We start from the raw sequence: 18,836 nt of genomic DNA on the forward strand, positions 1-18,836 counted from the left end.
TCCCTCGTCTGACGCCACGCATCGTCGCGCTCGCTCGCCTGGCGCTCTTTGGCTTGACGCTGCTCGTTGCCGGGATGCCAGTCAGCGATGCGCTCGCGGTGACCAGCCATCATTCGGGTCATGGCAAGCGCCACCTCCAACCGGCGAAGCACAAAAAGATGGCAGCAAAGACGACGTCGAAGCCCGCGCGTCGGAAAGCAACGGCTGCGCGTGCGCCGCACCATCGATCGGCACATCATCGGGCAAAGACCCATGCAGGCCGTAAAGCGGCGAAACCTGCGCGTCGGGCGCAGACGACGGTGAAGCATCGGGCTAATGCTACGCGGCAGCATGCGACGCCGAAAGTGTCGAGAGCAGCGGGAGCGGTGCGCACTGCTGGCGCGGTAACGAACGCGACCGCGCGCGTGCACACTGCTGCCAAACCACGCCTGCTCGCACGGTGCGGCTTCACGCCGGCATCACGCAAGCGGCTTTTCTCGCGCGCCGTTTATATTGTCGACGAGAATACCAAAACGCCGCTCTTCTCCCTCAACGCCAATCAAGTGCGCCCGATCGCCTCGCTGTCGAAGCTGATGACGGCAGTCGTCTGGCTCGATAGTGGACCGGCCATGCGTGCCCCCCTCACGGTCACGAATGCGGATCTCGATACGCTCAAGTTCAGCCATTCACGTCTGGCGGTAGGCTCGACGCTTTCGCGCGCCGACATGCTCCACATCTCGTTGATGGCGTCGGAAAACCGTGCTGCTGCCGCATTGAGCCGCGACTATCCGGGTGGACGTCCAGCCTTCATCTCCGCCATGAATCGCAAGGCACGCGCCTTGAACATGCCCAACACGCGTTTCGCGAACTCGACCGGGCTATCACCGAACAATGTATCGACGGCGCGCGAACTGGCGCGTCTGGTACGGGCGTCGAACGCGTATCCGCTGATCCGTCGCTATTCGATTGATCATCAGCAACGGGTGAATACGGGCAAGGGACAGTTGCAGTACGTCAATACGAACCGTCTGGTGCGCTACGGGAAAGTGGATGCAAGCGTCCAGAAGACCGGCTTCATTAACGAATCGGGGCATAACATGGTGATGCGCGTGCTTGTGCACAAACGGCGTCCCGTGATCGTGACGATGCTTGGCAGCGACACGCCGGAAGGCTCCCGCCTCGATGGCGTGCGCATCGCCCATTGGTTGTCGTGCTCGTTGCGATGACGCGCGGCACGGGGCGTGTGAAGGCGCACGCTTCAACGGCGCACGTATCGCTCATTGGTTGTCGTACTCGTTGCGACGACGCGCGGCACGCGCGTGTGAAGGCGCCCCGCCTCAACGACGTCACTGTCTATCGGTTGTCATGCTCGTTGCGAGGACGCGCGTGTGATGACTGGCGCGGTTGGCATATCTAAGTGAGACGGCACCTTGGCGTCTGCGGGTGGTCCAGCGTCCTGATACGTCAGTCGCGCGAGGCCATGCGCGGGCGATAACGCTGTTCGATCACCCAGCGCATTGGGACAGTCGAGGCGCCCCATTTCGGCAACGGCATCCACCGAAGACCGTCCGGCGAACTGGTTCCGAAATGGTGGATTGGTGGATTGGTCATGGGAATGTCAGCCAGATCAAGCTGCCCCGTCACGACCTGGGCATCGAGCCACGCGGGCGTTCCGGTGCTGGGCATTATCGCCGTGGACACGACCTTGGCATCGAGCCAACGCAGCCACGCCGGCGCTGGGCATTACCGACGTGGACACGACCATGGCATCAAGCCATGCAGGCGCTCCGGCGCTGGGCGTTATCGCTGTCGACACGACCATGGCATCAAGCCATGCAGCCGCGCCAGAGCTGGGCATTATCGCCGGGGAAAAGCAAAAACCCCTTGCTACACGAGTTAGCAAGGGGTTTTTAGGGGGAGCCTGACGATTACCTACTTTCACACGGGTATCCGCACTATCATCGGCGTGGAGTTGTTTCACGGTCCTGTTCGGGATGGGAAGGGGTGGTTCCAACTCGCTATGGTCATCAGGCATAACTTGTATGTTCTGCTGAGCGAGGCTCAACAAAACCAATTTGGAAGAAGCGTAGTACTACATTGGTTGGGTTGTGAGTTGTATCGGCACACTGCACGACACTCACACCAGGAAAAACACACTGGTTATAGGATCAAGCCTCACGGGCAATTAGTATCAGTTAGCTTAACGCATTACTGCGCTTCCACACCTGACCTATCAACGTCCTGGTCTTGAACGACCCTTAAGGGGAATCGAGTTCCCAGGGAAGTCTCATCTTAAGGCGAGTTTCCCGCTTAGATGCTTTCAGCGGTTATCTCTTCCGAACATAGCTACCCGGCGATGCCACTGGCGTGACAACCGGTACACCAGAGGTTCGTCCACTCCGGTCCTCTCGTACTAGGAGCAGCCCCCTTCAAACTTCCAACGCCCACGGCAGATAGGGACCAAACTGTCTCACGACGTTTTAAACCCAGCTCACGTACCTCTTTAAATGGCGAACAGCCATACCCTTGGGACCGGCTACAGCCCCAGGATGAGATGAGCCGACATCGAGGTGCCAAACACCGCCGTCGATATGAACTCTTGGGCGGTATCAGCCTGTTATCCCCAGAGTACCTTTTATCCGTTGAGCGATGGCCCTTCCATACAGAACCACCGGATCACTATGACCTGCTTTCGCACCTGCTCGACTTGTCAGTCTCGCAGTTAAGCACGCTTTTGCCATTGCACTATCAGCACGATTTCCGACCGTACCTAGCGTACCTTCGTACTCCTCCGTTACACTTTGGGAGGAGACCGCCCCAGTCAAACTGCCTACCATGCACTGTCCCCGATCCGGATTACGGACCTAGGTTAGAACCTCAAACAAACCAGGGTGGTATTTCAAGGACGGCTCCACAGAAACTAGCGTTCCTGCTTCAAAGCCTCCCACCTATCCTACACAGACCGGTTCAAAGTCCAATGCAAAGCTACAGTAAAGGTTCATGGGGTCTTTCCGTCTAGCCGCGGGTAGATTGCATCATCACAAACACTTCAACTTCGCTGAGTCTCGGGAGGAGACAGTGTGGCCATCGTTACGCCATTCGTGCAGGTCGGAACTTACCCGACAAGGAATTTCGCTACCTTAGGACCGTTATAGTTACGGCCGCCGTTTACCGGGACTTCAATCAAGAGCTTGCACCCCATCATTTAATCTTCCGGCACCGGGCAGGCGTCACACCCTATACGTCCACTTTCGTGTTTGCAGAGTGCTGTGTTTTTATTAAACAGTCGCAGCCACCAGTTTATTGCAACCCTTTCACCCTCCTGGCGCAGGCCAGTCAAGCTACAAGGGCGTACCTTATCCCGAAGTTACGGTACCAATTTGCCGAGTTCCTTCTCCCGAGTTCTCTCAAGCGCCTTAGAATACTCATCTCGCCCACCTGTGTCGGTTTGCGGTACGGTCTCGTATGACTGAAGCTTAGAGGCTTTTCTTGGAACCACTTCCAATTGCTTCGTACCCGAAGGTACTCGCCCCACAGCCTTGAATTACGCGCCCGGATTTGCCTAAGCGCCTTCTCCACTGCAGGGACCGGGACTTCCAACACCCGGACAACCTTCCGCGATCCGTCCCCCCATCGCATCATACGACGGTGCAGGAATATTAACCTGCTTCCCATCAGCTACGCATCTCTGCCTCGCCTTAGGGGCCGACTCACCCTACGCCGATGAACGTTGCGTAGGAAACCTTGGGCTTACGGCGAGGGGGCCTTTCACCCCCTTTATCGCTACTCATGTCAGCATTCGCACTTCTGATACCTCCAGCATCCTTCACAAGACACCTTCACAGGCTTACAGAACGCTCTCCTACCATGCGAGCAAGCTCGCATCCGCAGCTTCGGTATATTGCTTAGCCCCGTTACATCTTCCGCGCAGGACGACTCGATCAGTGAGCTATTACGCTTTCTTTAAAGGGTGGCTGCTTCTAAGCCAACCTCCTGACTGTTTTAGCCTTCCCACTTCGTTTCCCACTTAGCAATATTTAGGGACCTTAGCTGGCGGTCTGGGTTGTTTCCCTCTTGACACCGGACGTTAGCACCCGATGTCTGTCTCCCGTGATTGCACTCTTCGGTATTCGGAGTTTGCTATGGCGAAGTAATCCGCAATGGACCCTTCAACCATGACAGTGCTCTACCCCCGAAGGTGATACACGAGGCACTACCTAAATAGTTTTCGGAGAGAACCAGCTATTTCCAAGTTTGTTTAGCCTTTCACCCCTATCCACAGCTCATCCCCTAATTTTTCAACATTAGTGGGTTCGGTCCTCCAGTACGTGTTACCGCACCTTCAACCTGGCCATGGATAGATCACTTGGTTTCGGGTCTACACCCAGCGACTGAACGCCCTATTCGGACTCGCTTTCGCTACGCCTTCCCTATTCGGTTAAGCTTGCCACTGAATGTAAGTCGCTGACCCATTATACAAAAGGTACGCAGTCACCCCTTGCGAGGCTCCTACTGTTTGTATGCATGCGGTTTCAGGATCTATTTCACTCCCCTCCCGGGGTTCTTTTCGCCTTTCCCTCACGGTACTGGTTCACTATCGGTCGATTACGAGTATTTAGCCTTGGAGGATGGTCCCCCCATCTTCAGACAGGATTTCACGTGTCCCGCCCTACTTTTCTCAAGCTTAGTTCCACACCAGGGTTTTCTCATACGGGGCTATCACCCACTATGGCCGGACTTTCCATTCCGTTTTGATAACACCGGTGCTAAATCTTGAAGGCTGGTCCCATTTCGCTCGCCACTACTTTGGGAATCTCGGTTGATTTCTTTTCCTGCAGCTACTTAGATGTTTCAGTTCGCCGCGTTCGCTTCACTAGACCTATGTATTCAGTCTAGGATGACCCAAAGGGCCGGGTTTCCCCATTCGGACATTTGTGGATCAAAGCTTATTTGCCAGCTCCCCACAACTTTTCGCAGGCTATCGCGTCCTTCATCGCCTGTAATCGCCAAGGCATCCACCACATGCACTTATTCGCTTGACCCTATAACGAGTGTGTCTTTCGGCACATTCCCTATAGGTTGAGTTTTCGCGTTGTGCCGTATTCCAAGTCATCTTTCGATCACTTAAATACTAGTTGATACAATCACAACCCGTACAATTTCCACGCGCCATCTCTAACGCGCTTCCGTTGTACTACTACTTCTTCCAAATTGTTAAAGAACAAATACTGCATGACATTGCTGTCATTCAAAAACATTCACACTTGGGGATTTACCACAGACGTAAAAGCTTTTGACTGACATCGATGTGCGATCTAAGGAATTGGTGGAGGCAGACGGGATCGAACCGACGACCCCCTGCTTGCAAAGCAGGTGCTCTCCCAGCTGAGCTATGCCCCCCAAATCAGTCTGATGCGGCGTTACAAAAAACCTTGCATACCGATGTATGCGGCGGCCTTTTGTGCCTTGCCTCAGCCAGATTTCTTTCTACCAGGCGTCGGTGGAAAGAGTTTGGTGGGTCTGGAAGGACTTGAACCTTCGACCCCCGCCTTATCAAGACGGTGCTCTAACCACCTGAGCTACAGACCCGACTTAGATCTACGCAGTCAACAACCGATAAGCGTGAACACTCAACTTCCAGTGCATGCTCTAGAAAGGAGGTGATCCAGCCGCAGGTTCCCCTACGGCTACCTTGTTACGACTTCACCCCAGTCATGAATCCTGCCGTGGTAAGCGCCCTCCTTACGGTTAGGCTACCTACTTCTGGCAAAACCCACTCCCATGGTGTGACGGGCGGTGTGTACAAGACCCGGGAACGTATTCACCGCGACATGCTGATCCGCGATTACTAGCGATTCCAGCTTCACGCAGTCGAGTTGCAGACTGCGATCCGGACTACGATCGGTTTTCTGGGGTTAGCTCCACCTCGCGGTTTGGCAGCCCTCTGTACCGACCATTGTATGACGTGTGAAGCCCTACCCATAAGGGCCATGAGGACTTGACGTCATCCCCACCTTCCTCCGGTTTGTCACCGGCAGTCTCCCTAGAGTGCTCTTGCGTAGCAACTAAGGACAAGGGTTGCGCTCGTTGCGGGACTTAACCCAACATCTCACGACACGAGCTGACGACAGCCATGCAGCACCTGTGTTACGGTTCTCTTTCGAGCACTCCCACCTCTCAGCAGGATTCCGTACATGTCAAGGGTAGGTAAGGTTTTTCGCGTTGCATCGAATTAATCCACATCATCCACCGCTTGTGCGGGTCCCCGTCAATTCCTTTGAGTTTTAATCTTGCGACCGTACTCCCCAGGCGGTCAACTTCACGCGTTAGCTTCGTTACTAAGGAAATGAATCCCCAACAACTAGTTGACATCGTTTAGGGCGTGGACTACCAGGGTATCTAATCCTGTTTGCTCCCCACGCTTTCGTGCATGAGCGTCAGTATTGGCCCAGGGGGCTGCCTTCGCCATCGGTATTCCTCCACATCTCTACGCATTTCACTGCTACACGTGGAATTCTACCCCCCTCTGCCATACTCTAGCCTTGCAGTCACGAATGCAGTTCCCAGGTTAAGCCCGGGGATTTCACATCCGTCTTACAAAACCGCCTGCGCACGCTTTACGCCCAGTAATTCCGATTAACGCTTGCACCCTACGTATTACCGCGGCTGCTGGCACGTAGTTAGCCGGTGCTTATTCTTCCGGTACCGTCATCCCCCCGAGGTATTAACCCAGAGGATTTCTTTCCGGACAAAAGTGCTTTACAACCCGAAGGCCTTCTTCACACACGCGGCATTGCTGGATCAGGCTTTCGCCCATTGTCCAAAATTCCCCACTGCTGCCTCCCGTAGGAGTCTGGGCCGTGTCTCAGTCCCAGTGTGGCTGGTCGTCCTCTCAGACCAGCTACAGATCGTCGCCTTGGTGAGCTTTTACCCCACCAACTAGCTAATCTGACATCGGCTGCTCTTGTAGCGCGAGGCCCGAAGGTCCCCCGCTTTCCTCCTCAGAGCGTATGCGGTATTAATCCGGCTTTCGCCGAGCTATCCCCCACTACAAGGTACATTCCGATGTATTACTCACCCGTTCGCCACTCGCCACCAGGTGCAAGCACCCGTGCTGCCGTTCGACTTGCATGTGTAAGGCATGCCGCCAGCGTTCAATCTGAGCCAGGATCAAACTCTTCAGTTTAAACCTGTTACTGTTTTCGGTTTTTCGTGATAAATCACTCGAACCGGTCGCTCTCAAAGTATGCTGACAAGTTAATTACTTAACTTACCTATTACTTATGTGAGCCTCAATAAATTTAAAGCTTATCTGCCGAAGCAGACGCACTATTCATCGAGTGCCCACACTTATCGGTTGTCTAGTTTTTAAAGATCAATCGCATCGAACTTCGCTTCGTCGCACACTTACCGCGCCGTCGCTTCGTTTTCTGCGTCGCTGCATCTGCAGCAGAGAAGCAAGATTATGTCGCAGCTTCTCGTCGTCGTCAACAGTTTTTTTCGCCTTCTTCGCTCGTCGCCGTAGCAACTCGCCAGCTCCAAAACCACCAACCACCGGGCTTTCCAGCCCGCCGCCCCCACCGCTTCGCCGCTTTCGCTGCGTCGCCGTCGTTGCGAGAGACGGAATATTAGACAGGTTCGACCAACCGCGCAAGCCCTTTGTGAAACTTTTTTGAAGGCGGCGACGCGTCCCTGCCGTTTAGCGCCGTGTTCGATGCTCGACACGCGCCTCACCAACGAAAAATGCTTGCACGCCGGAACGGTCTACAAGTGATCCGCAGCCGCGTAGCGCGACGTCGTCCCATGCCATCTTTCTATATATATGGATCGGCTGGTCGCGTCGCCGCTGGAGATGGCGGGATAAATTTCCGGCAAATAACGATGCGCCAAGCGCATACGACGCCCCGGTCGCCCAGTTGAGCGTCGAGCCGTCGATCTGTCGGGAGTTGGCGCGCCAGGAATCGATGCGTCCGGAGACGGGGCAACAAGATATGAAGGTGCGCGAACCGCGCGCCGTCGATCAGGCGGTCTCTCGGCGATTTCGGCCAATACCGCCGTGATAAAGCGCTGGGGACGTCATGCCTAGCTTGTGCGCCATGATGACGAGATCCGCAAAGGAGCGGGCTTCCATTTTGCGCATGGCATTGCCGCGATGAATCTTGACAGTGACTTCGCTGATGCCCAACTCGTCCGCAATATGTTTGTTCATGCGGCCCGCCGCGACCAATGCCATCACCTCGCGCTCGCGCGGCGAGAGCCGCTGCGCCCGGTCGGCGACGGTCGTGCTCACTTTCTCGCGTGCGAGGCGCAGACGATCCTGCGCGAGCGCGGCGCCCACAGCATCAAGCAACACGCCTGCGCCAAACGGCTTGGTGAGAAAGTCGACCGCCCCCGCCTTCATGCCCTGGACGCTCGTCGCCACATCCGCGTCATCGGCGATGAAGACCACCGGGATCGGATCCCGCATCGCGACAAGGGCGCGCTGCAAAGCCAACCCGCTCCCGACCACATCGAAATCCATATCGACCACAAGGCACGCAGGCCCAGCAGCACGTTCGCTCGCAAGGAACGATGCCCCGCACGCAAAGCCGCGCGCACATACGCCGGCGGCGAAGAGCTGCGCGCAAAGCGTGTCTCTGCTCGCCGGTTCGTTGTCGACGACGTAGACGGTCGCGGTATCGTTATCCGAAAGCCCGTTCATGCGGATAGGCAGTGTCATGATTCAGTGCGGACGAGTATACGATAGCCGCGAGACATATCGTTCGACGCCATAGAAAAGCACGAACGTCCGCGCTATTCTCGGTAAACATTGCCGGACGGACTGCGTCAGAAAGGGGATGACGGACGCTAATACGAAGAGACGATAGTCCGAGCAACATGAACGGCATAGGCTTCGGAAGATCTGCCGCCGTGGCATCACCCCCATGTCCGCATTACCACCGGAGCCCCTCATGTCGAATCCCAAGCTCGAAGTCCTCACCCCGCAAAACAGCCAGCTCATCTTCATCGATCATCAACCGCAGATGGCCTTCGGCGTTCAGTCGATGGATCGTCAAGCACTCAAGAACAACGCGGTCGGTCTGGCCAAAGCCGCGCGCATCTTCAATATTCCGACGACGATCACGACCGTGGAGACTGAATCGTTCTCGGGCTTTACCTATCCGGAACTGCTCGACGTCTTCCCGAACCAGAAGTTGCTGGAACGCACCTCGATGAACTCGTGGGATGACCAGAAGGTGCGCGACGCCCTCGCCGCCAACGGTCGCAAGAAGGTCATCGTCTCTGGCCTGTGGACCGAAGTCTGCAACACCACATTCGCGTTGTGCGCGATGCTTGAAGGCGGCTACGAGATCTATATGGTTGCCGATGCGTCGGGCGGCACCTCGAAGGAAGCTCACGACTATGCGATGCAGCGCATGGTGCAGGCGGGTGTCGTGCCCGTGACGTGGCAGCAGGTGCTGCTCGAATGGCAACGAGATTGGGCACATCGCGACTCGTACGATGCCGTGATGAAGCTCGTCAAGGAGCATTCCGGTGCCTACGGTATGGGCGTCGACTACGCCTACACGATGGTCCACAAGGCGGCGCAGCGCACCGCAACGCCGCACGACGCCATCCCGGCCGTGCCCGCTCGCTGACAGGAGGGACGCCATGTCCGCCCCCACCCCCGATCTGATTCTCATCAACGGCAAGTTCGCCACGCTCGATCGCGCCAATCCGCAGGCGGATGCCGTGGCGCTCACCGGCGGGAAGTTCACTGCCGTGGGCACACGCGACGACGTGATGCGTCTGGCCGGCAGCGGCACCGAGGTCATCGACCTGCGGGGCCGCCGCGTCATCCCGGGACTGATCGACAGTCATATGCACATCATCCGGGGCGGTCTTAACTACAACATGGAACTGCGCTGGGACGGGGTTCGCTCGCTGGCCGACGCCATGCGCATGTTGAAGGCGCAAGTCGACCGTACGCCTGCGCCGCAATGGGTTCGGGTGGTGGGTGGGTTCACCGAGCATCAGTTCGCCGAGAAGCGTCTGCCGACGATCGACGAACTGAACGCCGTTGCCCCCGATACGCCAGTGTTCATCCTGCATCTGTATGACCGTGCGATTCTCAACGGCGCAGCCCTTCGTACGGTGGGCTATACGAAAGACACGCCCAACCCGCCGGGCGGGGAGATCTTGCGCGACGCGTCGGGCAATCCGACCGGGTTGCTGCTGGCCAAGCCGAACGCGACCATTTTGTATGCCACGCTCGCCAAGGGCCCGAAGCTGCCCCCGGACTATCAGAAGAACTCGACGCGCCACTTCATGCGCGAGGTCAACCGGCTCGGCGTGACGGGCGTGATCGACGCGGGCGGCGGGTTCCAGAACTACCCCGAGGACTACGACATCATCGAAGCGCTGCATCGCGAGGGACAGCTCACGGTGCGCCTCGCCTATAACCTGTTCACGCAGAAGCCCAAGGCCGAACTTGAGGATTTCAGTCAGTGGGTCAAGCAAGTCAGCCCCGGCCAGGGCGACGATCTCTATCGTCACAATGGCGCGGGCGAGATGCTCGTGTACACGGCCGCCGATTTCGAGGACTTTCGCGTCGAGCGGCCCGAGATGCCACCATCGATGGAAGGTGATCTCGAGCCGGTCGTGCGGCTGCTTGCGGAAAACCGCTGGCCGTGGCGTCTGCATGCCACCTACGACGAGACCATCTCCCGCGCGCTCGACGTCTATGAAAAGGTCGCGAAGGATGTGCCGTTCGACGGCCTGCATTGGTTCTTCGATCACGCCGAGACCATCAGCGATCGCAACATCGATCGCATCGCGGCCCTGGGCGGCGGCATTGCCGTGCAGCACCGGATGGCCTATCAAGGCGAGTACTTCGTAGAGCGCTATGGCGCGCGTGCGGCCGAAGCCACACCGCCGATCCGCCGCATGCTGGAGCGCGGCGTGAAGGTCGGCGCAGGGACGGACGCGACGCGGGTCGCCTCCTACAACCCGTGGGTCTCGCTTTACTGGCTCGTGACGGGCAAGACCGTGGGTGGGCTGCGCCTGTCCGCGCCGGGCAACCTGCTCGATCGCGACGATGCGCTGCGCCTTTGGACGGAAGCCAACGCATGGTTCTCGTCTGAGGTTGGCAAGAAGGGGCAGATCAAAGTGGGGCAACTCGGCGATCTGGCGGTGCTCTCCGACGACTACTTCAGCGTGCCTGAAGACGAAATCCAGGACATTACGTCGGTGCTTACGTTGCTGGGCGGAAAGGTTGTCTACGGCGACGGCGACTTCGGCGGCCATGCCCCGGAAATTCCGCCAGCCATGCCGGACTGGTCGCCGGCACGGCATGGCGTGGGCTACTCGCCTCGCCAACCGCAAGTGCTTAACGTGAGCGTGAGTTGTGCATGCGCGACGTCGTGCGGGGTACATGGTCATGCGCATGCGAGGGCGTGGTCGTCCAGTGTGCCGGCGTCTGACGAAAGCGGCTTCTGGGGTGCGCTCGGCTGCTCGTGCTGGGCGTTCTGATCGTTCGGACGGTTCGGAGAATCCTCATGAAGCTATATCTCGTATCGCTCGGCGTCGGCGTGCTCGTCGGCATCATTTACGGCGGTCTCGGCGTGCGTTCCCCGGCACCGCCGGCTGTCGCGCTCATCGGGCTGCTCGGCATGCTGATCGGCGAACAGGTCGTACCGCCGGTCAAGCGACTGCTCGCTGGCGAGCCGGTCAATCTCGTCTGGTTCCATCGCGAATGCGTGCCGAAGATCACCGGCTTGCCCGGGCCAGTGGCGCAACCGACGAAGGAAGCTGCCGAGAGCGACTCGCGCAAGGCTTGATCTGTCGTCGGAGAGGGATAGGTCGCTTGTTGGCGCCCGGCGGGTAACGAACCGCGCAACGCGGAGGAGGTATCGTTTCCCACCGGGCACGTCAAAGGGGGGCGGCGGCTTACATGCCTATTTCATACTGGCGAATCAACTCACGCACCCGATCCTTGTCCGCATCGGGGATACGATCCAGCCCGATGTATTCCCAGAACTCCTCCGCAGCGGCCATACCCTCCTCACCGTCCGCGAGCAAACACGCCAGCGCATCCGCCCTACGGCTTGGCGGCAGCACGTCGATGCATAGCATCAGCGCATCCATCACGCGTTGCTTCCGGCTGCCTTTAAAGAAGCGGACACTGATGTCGTCGACGAATCGGCACCATGCTTCGGATTGACTGCCGGCGCTCGCCGCTTCCCCCCATTGACTCAGAAGTGTTTCGTTCTGCTTCAAAGGCTCGCGGAAAAACGCGAAGTCGACGGCCGGTTCCGGATCTGGCAAGTTCGCCAGGTTATTGACGGACAGAAGCGGCAGCGAGCGTTGTGAGGTGTCGTCACGCGTTCGTACCGCCAATGCCGCCATGGGCGAGCGGAGCCTTCCCGCCGCCTGGAGTCCAACAGTCCGGAGATCTGCGATGAAACGCTCACTCGGGCGATCCAAAGGCCGGTGCTCGGTGCTGGGCACCATCGGTAAGGTGCTGATCGTTGCGGCGCCTACATGATTCATGGACAACCTCCGTGGGTGGTGGGAGATTGCATCCTGCCATCGCCTTGGCGCCACACTTTTCCATACGAGCGGCGGGCTTGCAGTTCTGGCGAACACGCGGCGACCCGATGACAGTCCGCACAATCCCCGAGCCCCCCGCCATCGACCGGTCATTGACTCGATTCGAGAAATCGCGCCACGCCACCGTCGCTTGTTCGCGTGTGTGATTGCTTGCGACGTGAGGCTCCGGCGCGCGACCCGACATCGTGGGCGATTAGCGCACCGGGCCGCGTTGCGACGCCTTAATCGTTCATTTCGGCGTCAGGCTGGATGCCGCCTCGGGATACCGGACCGCCACCGCACCCCGATAGTCGGACTTCACGACATCGATCTTCTTCTGCTGGAGCAGAAACTCGGCCGTCGACTTCAGCGTTTGTGCCGCACCGCCCTTCTCCCCGCACCCAAGCCACTGACATGAGACCTGCTCCGCCAACGTCGGATACTTGTACAGTGCCATTTCTTCTGCCGCGTCGTTGGCATTGCCACCGAGCCCGCGCAGCACTGCCGCCATATTCTTCGAACCGGCCCCCCATGCGTCGGGGTGCTCTATGAAGTCTCGATTCGTCGCGTTCAGCACCGCAATGAACTTGGCCATGAATTCAGGATTGCCGGCCCCGAACGTCTTCGTCACGGCCATCCCCTCAAACGTGCAACGGCCCAGCGCGCATATCTGCCCTGCCGTGATCAATGGCTTTCCGGTGGGCCGGATCCGGCCGAGCGCCGGCCCCCAGATGAAGGCAGCGTCGACGTCGCCTCGCTCCCATGCGGCGGCGGCCTGCGTCGGCGTCATATTGACCAGCTTCACCTGCTGGGTGATGCCCCATTTGTCGAGCATGTACATCAACTGGTAATGGCTTGTGCTGGCCACCGGCACCGCGATGGTTTTGCCCACCAGGTCCTTGGGCGATTGGATGTTCGCCGCGTTACGCACCATGAGCGCCTCGGCGTTGGCGATGTCCTCCAGAATCCAGAACAACTGAATGTCCATTCCGCGGCTGGCTGCCGCCGCCAGCGGGCTCGATCCCAGCACACCGATGTCGATGCTGCCAGACGCCATTGCACTCATCACCGCCGCGCCGGAATCGAACTTCTTCCAGTGGATCTGGTAGCCGGTCGCCTTTTCAAACGCGCCATTCACCATCGCCGCAATCCAGGGGCTGTAGGTCGTCTGATACGCCACGTTGACGACCTTCTCGGCTGCGCGGGCCGGGGCCAATGCGCCACCGCACGCCAACAGAAACACGCCACATACGAACGAACCGACGATTTTTGTCAGGTATTTCATTCCGTCTCTCCCAATTCGGCGTAGCGAGACAGGACTGGCGAGCATCGTGCCCGCCCCCCTCCACGCCCGCCACTGTGGTCAAAGTGATTTGCGGCTGCGAATACTTTCCGCGAGCACACAGAGAATCTCGAACATCAGCGTCGCCCCCACCAGCGCGGTATTGCCGCTCGGGTCGAACGGCGGAGAGACTTCCACGACGTCTCCGCCGATCAGGTTCAATCCTTGGAGCCCACGAATCATGCGCTGCGCGTCGAGGGTCGTCAGGCCGCCAATTTCCGGCGTTCCGGTGCCTGGGGCGTACACCGGATCCAGGGCGTCGACGTCAAAAGTGACGTAGGTTGCACCGTCGCCGACGACTCGCCGTGCTTCGGCGATGACCCCCTCGACGCCCAACGCGCGGCATTCCTCGATATCAATCACGCGAATGCCCTGTCGCTCACCCCAGTCGTTCTCGCTGTCGTTGTACAACGCGCCCCGAATGCCGATTTGTACCGTGCGCTTGGGATCGAGCAAGCCCTCCTCGATGGCGCGCCGAAACGGCGTGCCGTGGGTGTAGGCGTTATCGCCGAAATATCGATTCCACGTGTCTGTATGCGCATCGAAGTGCACCATGCCCACAGGCCGGTGCTTGGCCACGGCGCGCAAGATCGGCAGCGTCACCAGATGATCGCCGCCGACGGACAGCGGCGCGATGCCGGCATTGCAGACCTCATCGTAAAACGCCGCAATACGTGCAAGGGAATCCATGAGGTCGACCGGGTTCACTGGGGTGTCGCCCAGATCGGCACAATTGCAAAGCTCGAAGGGGTTGATGCCGCTCGCCCGATTGACATTGCGCACCATCGTCGAAAGATCGCGCACCTGGCGCGGCCCATGGCGCGCCCCTGGCCGATTGGTGGTGCCACCGTCCCAAGGCACACCGATCAGGCCGACATCCACGGCGCGAATGCTTTCGTCGTCAAGACCGACATAAGGCAACCGCATGAGTGTCGCCAATCCCGAAAACCGAGGCATGACGGTACCGGTAATGGGTGCGAATTTATTTTCTTTCATAGACAATTCCTGGGTGGCAAGGGGTGTCTCGGACTGGATCGCCCGACGCGCACTGGTAAGCGGCACCGAGCGATGCGTGAAGCGAGTGTGTCCGTTGCGCACGTCCTATGGAATCCCGATTGTTCGAACTTTAGTTTGGTATTTTCCGAAGCATTACCGCCACCCTTGCGTGCCGATCCCTCGTTTGCCTGGCCCATGAGTCCATCGTCATGATCAAAGTAACTGACTTCGATCTGCGTCTGCTGCGTATATTCAAAACAGTGTCGGACTGCGGCGGCTTCTCGGCGGCGGAGTCTGCGCTGAACATGAACCTGTCGACCATCAGTACGCATATGGCCGACCTGGAAGCACGCCTGGGCATTCGCCTTTGCGAGCGCGGGCGCCGTGGCTTCCGGCTGACGGAAGAGGGCCACTCACTTTATCGAGCCGCTGAGCGGCTGCTCGAGTCTGTCGAGGTGTTCCGCACGGACATTGGGGAAATACGCGGTCAGATCAGCGGCGAGTTGGCGATTGGCGTCGTCGACAATACGATTACCGATGCGCAATCGCACATTGCACGCGCCATCGGCATGCTCAAGCAACAAAGTCGAGATCTGGAGATCAGATTGGAGATCAAGTCGCCCAGGGAAATCGAGGCCGGGGTGTTGGAGAGAAAGCTTCATCTCGGCATCGGACCGTTTCGAGATACGCAACCGGGCCTGATCTATGAGCCGCTGTATCGAGAGGAAATTCAGCTTTATTGCGGCGCGGGGCATCCGCTCTTCGCACTGGCGCCCGATGACGTTGACATGCAGAGCCTGAGTGGTCTCGACTATGTCGCGCGGGGATATTTACGGGAGACGAAAGAGTTCGGCATCCTCACGAACCTCAAGGTCGGCGCGAGCGTTTTCCACATGGAGGCCGTCGCCACGCTCATTCTTTCGGGAAAGTTTGTCGGCTACCTGCCCACGCACTACGCGCAGCATTGGATCCGGCAAGACCTGATGCGGTCATTACGCCCGGATCACCTTACCCACCACGCCGAGTTTCGACTCATTACCCGAAAGGACCGCGAGACGACTGTCGCCGCACGGGCATTCCTGGATGCGTTGCGCGGCGGAGCAAATGGCAAGTGAAGATGGCGCAGTTCACACACCATGACGGTGATGTTGCTGTCTGGCGCACGTTGAATCACGGCGTCGGGCATATGAGCCGCCAACGTACAAAGGGCTTCCACTCGGGAAGCCCTTTGTTTATCCGTGGCGGAGAGAGGGGGATTCGAACCCCCGATAGGCTATTAACCTATACACGCTTTCCAGGCGTGCGACTTAAACCGCTCATCCATCTCTCCTGAAGGTCGCGAATTATAGCAGATCATCGGCAACATCCCATACCCTTTCGCACGAACCCCGCCAAAAATGCTTCCGCCACGCATCGTTACGGGCGGCGAAGATGGTCCACCAGATGTCGATCGCGCTCGCTCGGACGCCCACCCAGCAAGCTGAATAGGATCGCCACCGCAAACCCCGCCGGCACCCCGAACGCCCCCGCCGAAATCGGATCCACCCCCCACCAGCGCGCCCCAACAAACCCCGTCAAACGCGTGAAGAACGGATACGTCGTCACAATGTAATACACACACACCAGCAACCCACTCACCATCCCCGCCGTCGCCCCCAGCCGTGTCGTACGCTTCCAAAACACCCCCAGCACCAACGCCGGGAATAAGCACGACGCCGCCAACGAAAACGCCGCCCCCACCAGGAACAAAATGTTCCCCAGATTCAGCGACGTCACATACGACGCAAACATCGCCACGCACAACAACAAGATCTTCGACGTCGTCACCCGCTTCTGGCTCGACGCATTGCGATCCACCATGTGAAAGTAGACGTCGTGCGACAACGCGTTCGCAATCGTCAGCAGTAACCCGTCCGCCGTCGACAACACCGCCGCCAACGCCCCCGCCGCCACCAGCCCCGATATGACGTACGGTAGTCCCGCAATCTCCGGCCCCGCCAACACCAGCATGTCCGGCTGCATCCATATCTCGCCCCACTGCACCACGCCGTCGCGATAGACATCCGAGATATCGAGCTGCACCGGCGTCGCATGCCGCCACTGCATCACCCACCCCGGCAGATTCTCATAACGCGCCCCCACCAGATGCAACAGCACGTCGTACTTGAGCATCACCGCCAGCGCCGGCGCACTCACATACAGCAGTGCCACGAAGAACAGCGTCCACCCCACGGAACTACGCGCGCCCTGCACCGTCGCCGTCGTCCCATACCGCGTCAAGATGTGCGGCAAGCTCGCCGTGCCGATCATCAGGCACACCATCAGCAACAGAAAGTTCAAGCGCTGCGCGTTGCGCGTTGCGTCGTCGTGCGCGGGGAACGGCTCCGTCATCGCGTGCTGCGGCTCGCTGCGCTCCACATACTGATTGCGCATCTCCAACCAACGGTTCTGCGCCTCGCCGACGTCGCGCGGGAACGCCTCCAGCTTCGCTTCCAGCACCTTCACGTCGCGCAACGGCCCGTTGCGACGCTTCGTATCCAGCAACTGCCGCTCCAGCTCCGCACGCTCACCATAAAAGCTGTCCGGTAAGCCGTCCAACCGACGCTGCATCTGCTCCGCCTGCTCACGGTAGTAATCACGCACCTCGCGCTCAGGCACCGACTGCTGTATCTGGCGCTCCAGCGCCTCGACTTTCGCCAACGCCGTGCCATAGCTGAATTGCGGAAACCAACCGTTACCCGTCTGATGGCCGATCATGGCCGTCGGCACCAGAAACGCCGTGATCATGATGATGTACTGCGCCACCTGCGTCCACGTCACGGCGCGCATGCCCCCCAGGAACGAGCACACGAGAATGCCCGCCAACCCAAAGAAAATGCCAATGGTGAATTCCACACCGATGAATCTCGACGCGATCAGTCCCACGCCTTGAATCTGGGCCACCAGATAGACGAATGAACACAGAATCGTCGAGAAGACCCCCAACGCCCGAACCACGTTGCTGTCGTAGCGCGTGCCAAGAAAGTCCGGCACCGTGTAGCGCCCCATCTTGCGCAAATACGGCGCAAGCAGGAACGCCACCAGACAGTACCCGCCGGTCCATCCCATGACGTACGCCAGGCCATCGTAGCCCGACACGTAAAGCGACCCCGCCAACCCCATGAACGACGCCGCGCTCATCCAGTCCGCCGCGCATGCCATGCCATTGAACACCGGCGGCACACGACGCCCCGCAACGTAGTACTCGGCAGCGTCCGACGTCCTAGAGATCAGGCCAATTACGGCGTAAACGGCAATCGTCACGAACAGGAACGCGTAGCCGATCCACACGCCCGGGCCGTTGACCCGCTCGAGCAGCCCCATCATCAACACGAACGCCAGGAAGCCCGCCGTGTAATAGAGGTAGTAGCGCAGCATTCTGCGCGTGAAACTCATCGGGACGTCGGCGCCGACGTGACGCGAGAGGGAGCGAGAGAGGAAGCGCTTCGAGATGCCGCAGACGCCGCAGCGTTGTTCATCCCGTCGCTATCCAGGCCGAGACTTTCGCGATGCGCATCGCGCAACGCATTCAGCTCACGATGGTAGCGCGCGTCATTGCGCCGTTGCAGCCACGCGTAGGCGACGATCAGGCCGATGTCGACCAGAATCGAACCCTGGGCGCCCATGTAGAACGGCAGCGGCCACCCGGCAAATCGCGTCTCGGCCCATTCGCGCGCCCAGAACTGCGGCACGAATGTCACCACGAAGCCGATCGCCATGAGCACGGCTACCCAACGCAATGTCCTGCGCCAGTGACGCGCCGCAATGCCGGCGGCTGCCCCATGCCAGTCGACATCGGGCAGCGAGCCACCGGCAGCAAGCCCCGGCGGCCGGCTGACGCCCACCGGGTCGGCCTTGCCGGCCGAGCCGGTCTGCGAGCGATTTGCCATAGCCCCGCCGCGGAACCCGC

The 18,836-nt window shown here is 59.1% G+C and carries 12 protein-coding genes, 3 tRNA genes and 3 rRNA genes; 5 read left to right on the top strand and 13 right to left on the bottom strand.

Annotated elements, in window-relative coordinates:
• Positions 1-404 precede the first annotated feature (404 nt).
• A complete protein-coding gene (locus tag PanNE5_RS02430) occupies positions 405-1,205 on the top strand; it encodes a serine hydrolase (RefSeq protein WP_315973449.1) in 801 nt (266 codons plus the stop codon).
• Positions 1,206-1,443: 238 nt separating this feature from the next.
• Here the strand turns inward: PanNE5_RS02430 and PanNE5_RS02435 are convergent, their stop codons facing one another.
• From PanNE5_RS02435 to PanNE5_RS02465, 7 genes are all read right to left on the bottom strand, one after another.
• Positions 1,444-1,665, bottom strand: a complete 222-nt coding sequence (locus PanNE5_RS02435; RefSeq protein WP_017233197.1) for a hypothetical protein — start codon at positions 1,663-1,665, stop codon at positions 1,444-1,446.
• A 233-nt stretch (positions 1,666-1,898) separates the two neighbouring features.
• A 5S ribosomal RNA gene (gene rrf / locus PanNE5_RS02440) occupies positions 1,899-2,011 on the bottom strand.
• 132 nt (positions 2,012-2,143) lie between these two features.
• Positions 2,144-5,021 (bottom strand): 23S ribosomal RNA (locus tag PanNE5_RS02445).
• 282 nt (positions 5,022-5,303) lie between these two features.
• A tRNA-Ala gene (locus tag PanNE5_RS02450) sits at positions 5,304-5,379 on the bottom strand.
• Positions 5,380-5,491: 112 nt separating this feature from the next.
• Positions 5,492-5,568, bottom strand: a tRNA-Ile gene (locus tag PanNE5_RS02455).
• Positions 5,569-5,632: 64 nt separating this feature from the next.
• Positions 5,633-7,165: ribosomal RNA gene (locus tag PanNE5_RS02460) — 16S ribosomal RNA — on the bottom strand.
• The 16S, 23S and 5S rRNA genes sit together here with 2 tRNA genes alongside, the layout of an rRNA operon.
• A gap of 834 nt (positions 7,166-7,999) precedes the next feature.
• Positions 8,000-8,698, bottom strand: coding sequence for a response regulator transcription factor (locus PanNE5_RS02465; RefSeq protein ID WP_198288634.1), 699 nt, complete (start codon positions 8,696-8,698; stop codon positions 8,000-8,002).
• A 232-nt stretch (positions 8,699-8,930) separates the two neighbouring features.
• Here PanNE5_RS02465 and PanNE5_RS02470 point away from each other — a divergent pair, with 232 nt between their 5' ends.
• Genes PanNE5_RS02470 through PanNE5_RS02480 form a run of 3 tightly spaced genes read left to right on the top strand, consistent with a single transcriptional unit; the run spans position 8,931 to position 11,798 of the window.
• Positions 8,931-9,617 carry a hydrolase gene (locus PanNE5_RS02470; protein WP_017231634.1) on the top strand — a complete coding sequence of 229 codons (687 nt, stop codon included), beginning with the start codon at positions 8,931-8,933 and terminating at the stop codon, positions 9,615-9,617.
• Positions 9,618-9,630: 13 nt separating this feature from the next.
• Positions 9,631-11,490, top strand: coding sequence for an amidohydrolase (locus PanNE5_RS02475; protein WP_261939168.1), 1,860 nt, complete (start codon positions 9,631-9,633; stop codon positions 11,488-11,490).
• 26 nt (positions 11,491-11,516) lie between these two features.
• Positions 11,517-11,798, top strand: a complete 282-nt coding sequence (locus PanNE5_RS02480) for a XapX domain-containing protein (RefSeq protein ID WP_017231632.1) — start codon at positions 11,517-11,519, stop codon at positions 11,796-11,798.
• Between the two features lie 109 nt (positions 11,799-11,907).
• On the opposite strand, the gene PanNE5_RS02485 is transcribed toward PanNE5_RS02480, so the two are convergent.
• The 3 genes from PanNE5_RS02485 to speB all read right to left on the bottom strand — a co-directional run bounded on the left by PanNE5_RS02485 (position 11,908) and on the right by speB (position 14,887).
• The gene (locus tag PanNE5_RS02485) at positions 11,908-12,510 is read right to left on the bottom strand and encodes a hypothetical protein (RefSeq protein WP_261939169.1); all 603 of its coding nucleotides are present in this window, start codon (positions 12,508-12,510) and stop codon (positions 11,908-11,910) included.
• Between the two features lie 289 nt (positions 12,511-12,799).
• The gene (gene tauA, locus PanNE5_RS02490; protein ID WP_150562489.1) at positions 12,800-13,834 is read right to left on the bottom strand and encodes a taurine ABC transporter substrate-binding protein; all 1,035 of its coding nucleotides are present in this window, start codon (positions 13,832-13,834) and stop codon (positions 12,800-12,802) included.
• Positions 13,835-13,912: 78 nt separating this feature from the next.
• The gene (gene speB, locus PanNE5_RS02495; protein WP_261939170.1) at positions 13,913-14,887 is read right to left on the bottom strand and encodes an agmatinase; all 975 of its coding nucleotides are present in this window, start codon (positions 14,885-14,887) and stop codon (positions 13,913-13,915) included.
• Positions 14,888-15,096: 209 nt separating this feature from the next.
• Here speB and PanNE5_RS02500 point away from each other — a divergent pair, with 209 nt between their 5' ends.
• Complete coding sequence (locus PanNE5_RS02500; protein WP_017231628.1) at positions 15,097-16,002, top strand: LysR family transcriptional regulator; 906 nt, start codon at positions 15,097-15,099, stop codon at positions 16,000-16,002.
• A 124-nt stretch (positions 16,003-16,126) separates the two neighbouring features.
• Here PanNE5_RS02500 and PanNE5_RS02505 read toward each other — a convergent pair.
• The 3 genes from PanNE5_RS02505 to PanNE5_RS02515 all read right to left on the bottom strand — a co-directional run bounded on the left by PanNE5_RS02505 (position 16,127) and on the right by PanNE5_RS02515 (position 18,816).
• Positions 16,127-16,217 (bottom strand) — tRNA-Ser (locus tag PanNE5_RS02505).
• Between the two features lie 86 nt (positions 16,218-16,303).
• The gene (locus PanNE5_RS02510) at positions 16,304-18,322 is read right to left on the bottom strand and encodes a sodium:solute symporter family protein (protein ID WP_026131791.1); all 2,019 of its coding nucleotides are present in this window, start codon (positions 18,320-18,322) and stop codon (positions 16,304-16,306) included.
• A complete protein-coding gene (locus PanNE5_RS02515; RefSeq protein ID WP_261939171.1) occupies positions 18,319-18,816 on the bottom strand; it encodes a DUF4212 domain-containing protein in 498 nt (165 codons plus the stop codon). Before PanNE5_RS02515 ends, PanNE5_RS02510 begins: the two co-directional genes overlap by 4 nt.
• Positions 18,817-18,836 lie beyond the last annotated feature (20 nt).

It is taken from the genome of Pandoraea sp. NE5, assembly GCF_024363545.1.
Taxonomy (GTDB): domain Bacteria; phylum Pseudomonadota; class Gammaproteobacteria; order Burkholderiales; family Burkholderiaceae; genus Pandoraea; species Pandoraea cepalis.

What these genes read in the sequence shown, in the direction of transcription:
- PanNE5_RS02500 (WP_017231628.1), top strand. Translation starts at nt 15,097, where the DNA reads ATGATCAAAGTAACTGACTTCGATCTGCGTCTGCTGCGTATATTCAAA.
- PanNE5_RS02465 (WP_198288634.1), bottom strand. Translation starts at nt 8,698, where the DNA reads ATGACACTGCCTATCCGCATGAACGGGCTTTCGGATAACGATACCGCG.
- speB (WP_261939170.1), bottom strand. Translation starts at nt 14,887, where the DNA reads ATGAAAGAAAATAAATTCGCACCCATTACCGGTACCGTCATGCCTCGG.
- PanNE5_RS02480 (WP_017231632.1), top strand. Translation starts at nt 11,517, where the DNA reads ATGAAGCTATATCTCGTATCGCTCGGCGTCGGCGTGCTCGTCGGCATC.
- PanNE5_RS02515 (WP_261939171.1), bottom strand. Translation starts at nt 18,816, where the DNA reads ATGGCAAATCGCTCGCAGACCGGCTCGGCCGGCAAGGCCGACCCGGTG.
- PanNE5_RS02470 (WP_017231634.1), top strand. Translation starts at nt 8,931, where the DNA reads ATGTCGAATCCCAAGCTCGAAGTCCTCACCCCGCAAAACAGCCAGCTC.
- PanNE5_RS02510 (WP_026131791.1), bottom strand. Translation starts at nt 18,322, where the DNA reads ATGAGTTTCACGCGCAGAATGCTGCGCTACTACCTCTATTACACGGCG.
- PanNE5_RS02475 (WP_261939168.1), top strand. Translation starts at nt 9,631, where the DNA reads ATGTCCGCCCCCACCCCCGATCTGATTCTCATCAACGGCAAGTTCGCC.
- tauA (WP_150562489.1), bottom strand. Translation starts at nt 13,834, where the DNA reads ATGAAATACCTGACAAAAATCGTCGGTTCGTTCGTATGTGGCGTGTTT.
- PanNE5_RS02485 (WP_261939169.1), bottom strand. Translation starts at nt 12,510, where the DNA reads ATGAATCATGTAGGCGCCGCAACGATCAGCACCTTACCGATGGTGCCC.
- PanNE5_RS02435 (WP_017233197.1), bottom strand. Translation starts at nt 1,665, where the DNA reads ATGCCCAGCACCGGAACGCCCGCGTGGCTCGATGCCCAGGTCGTGACG.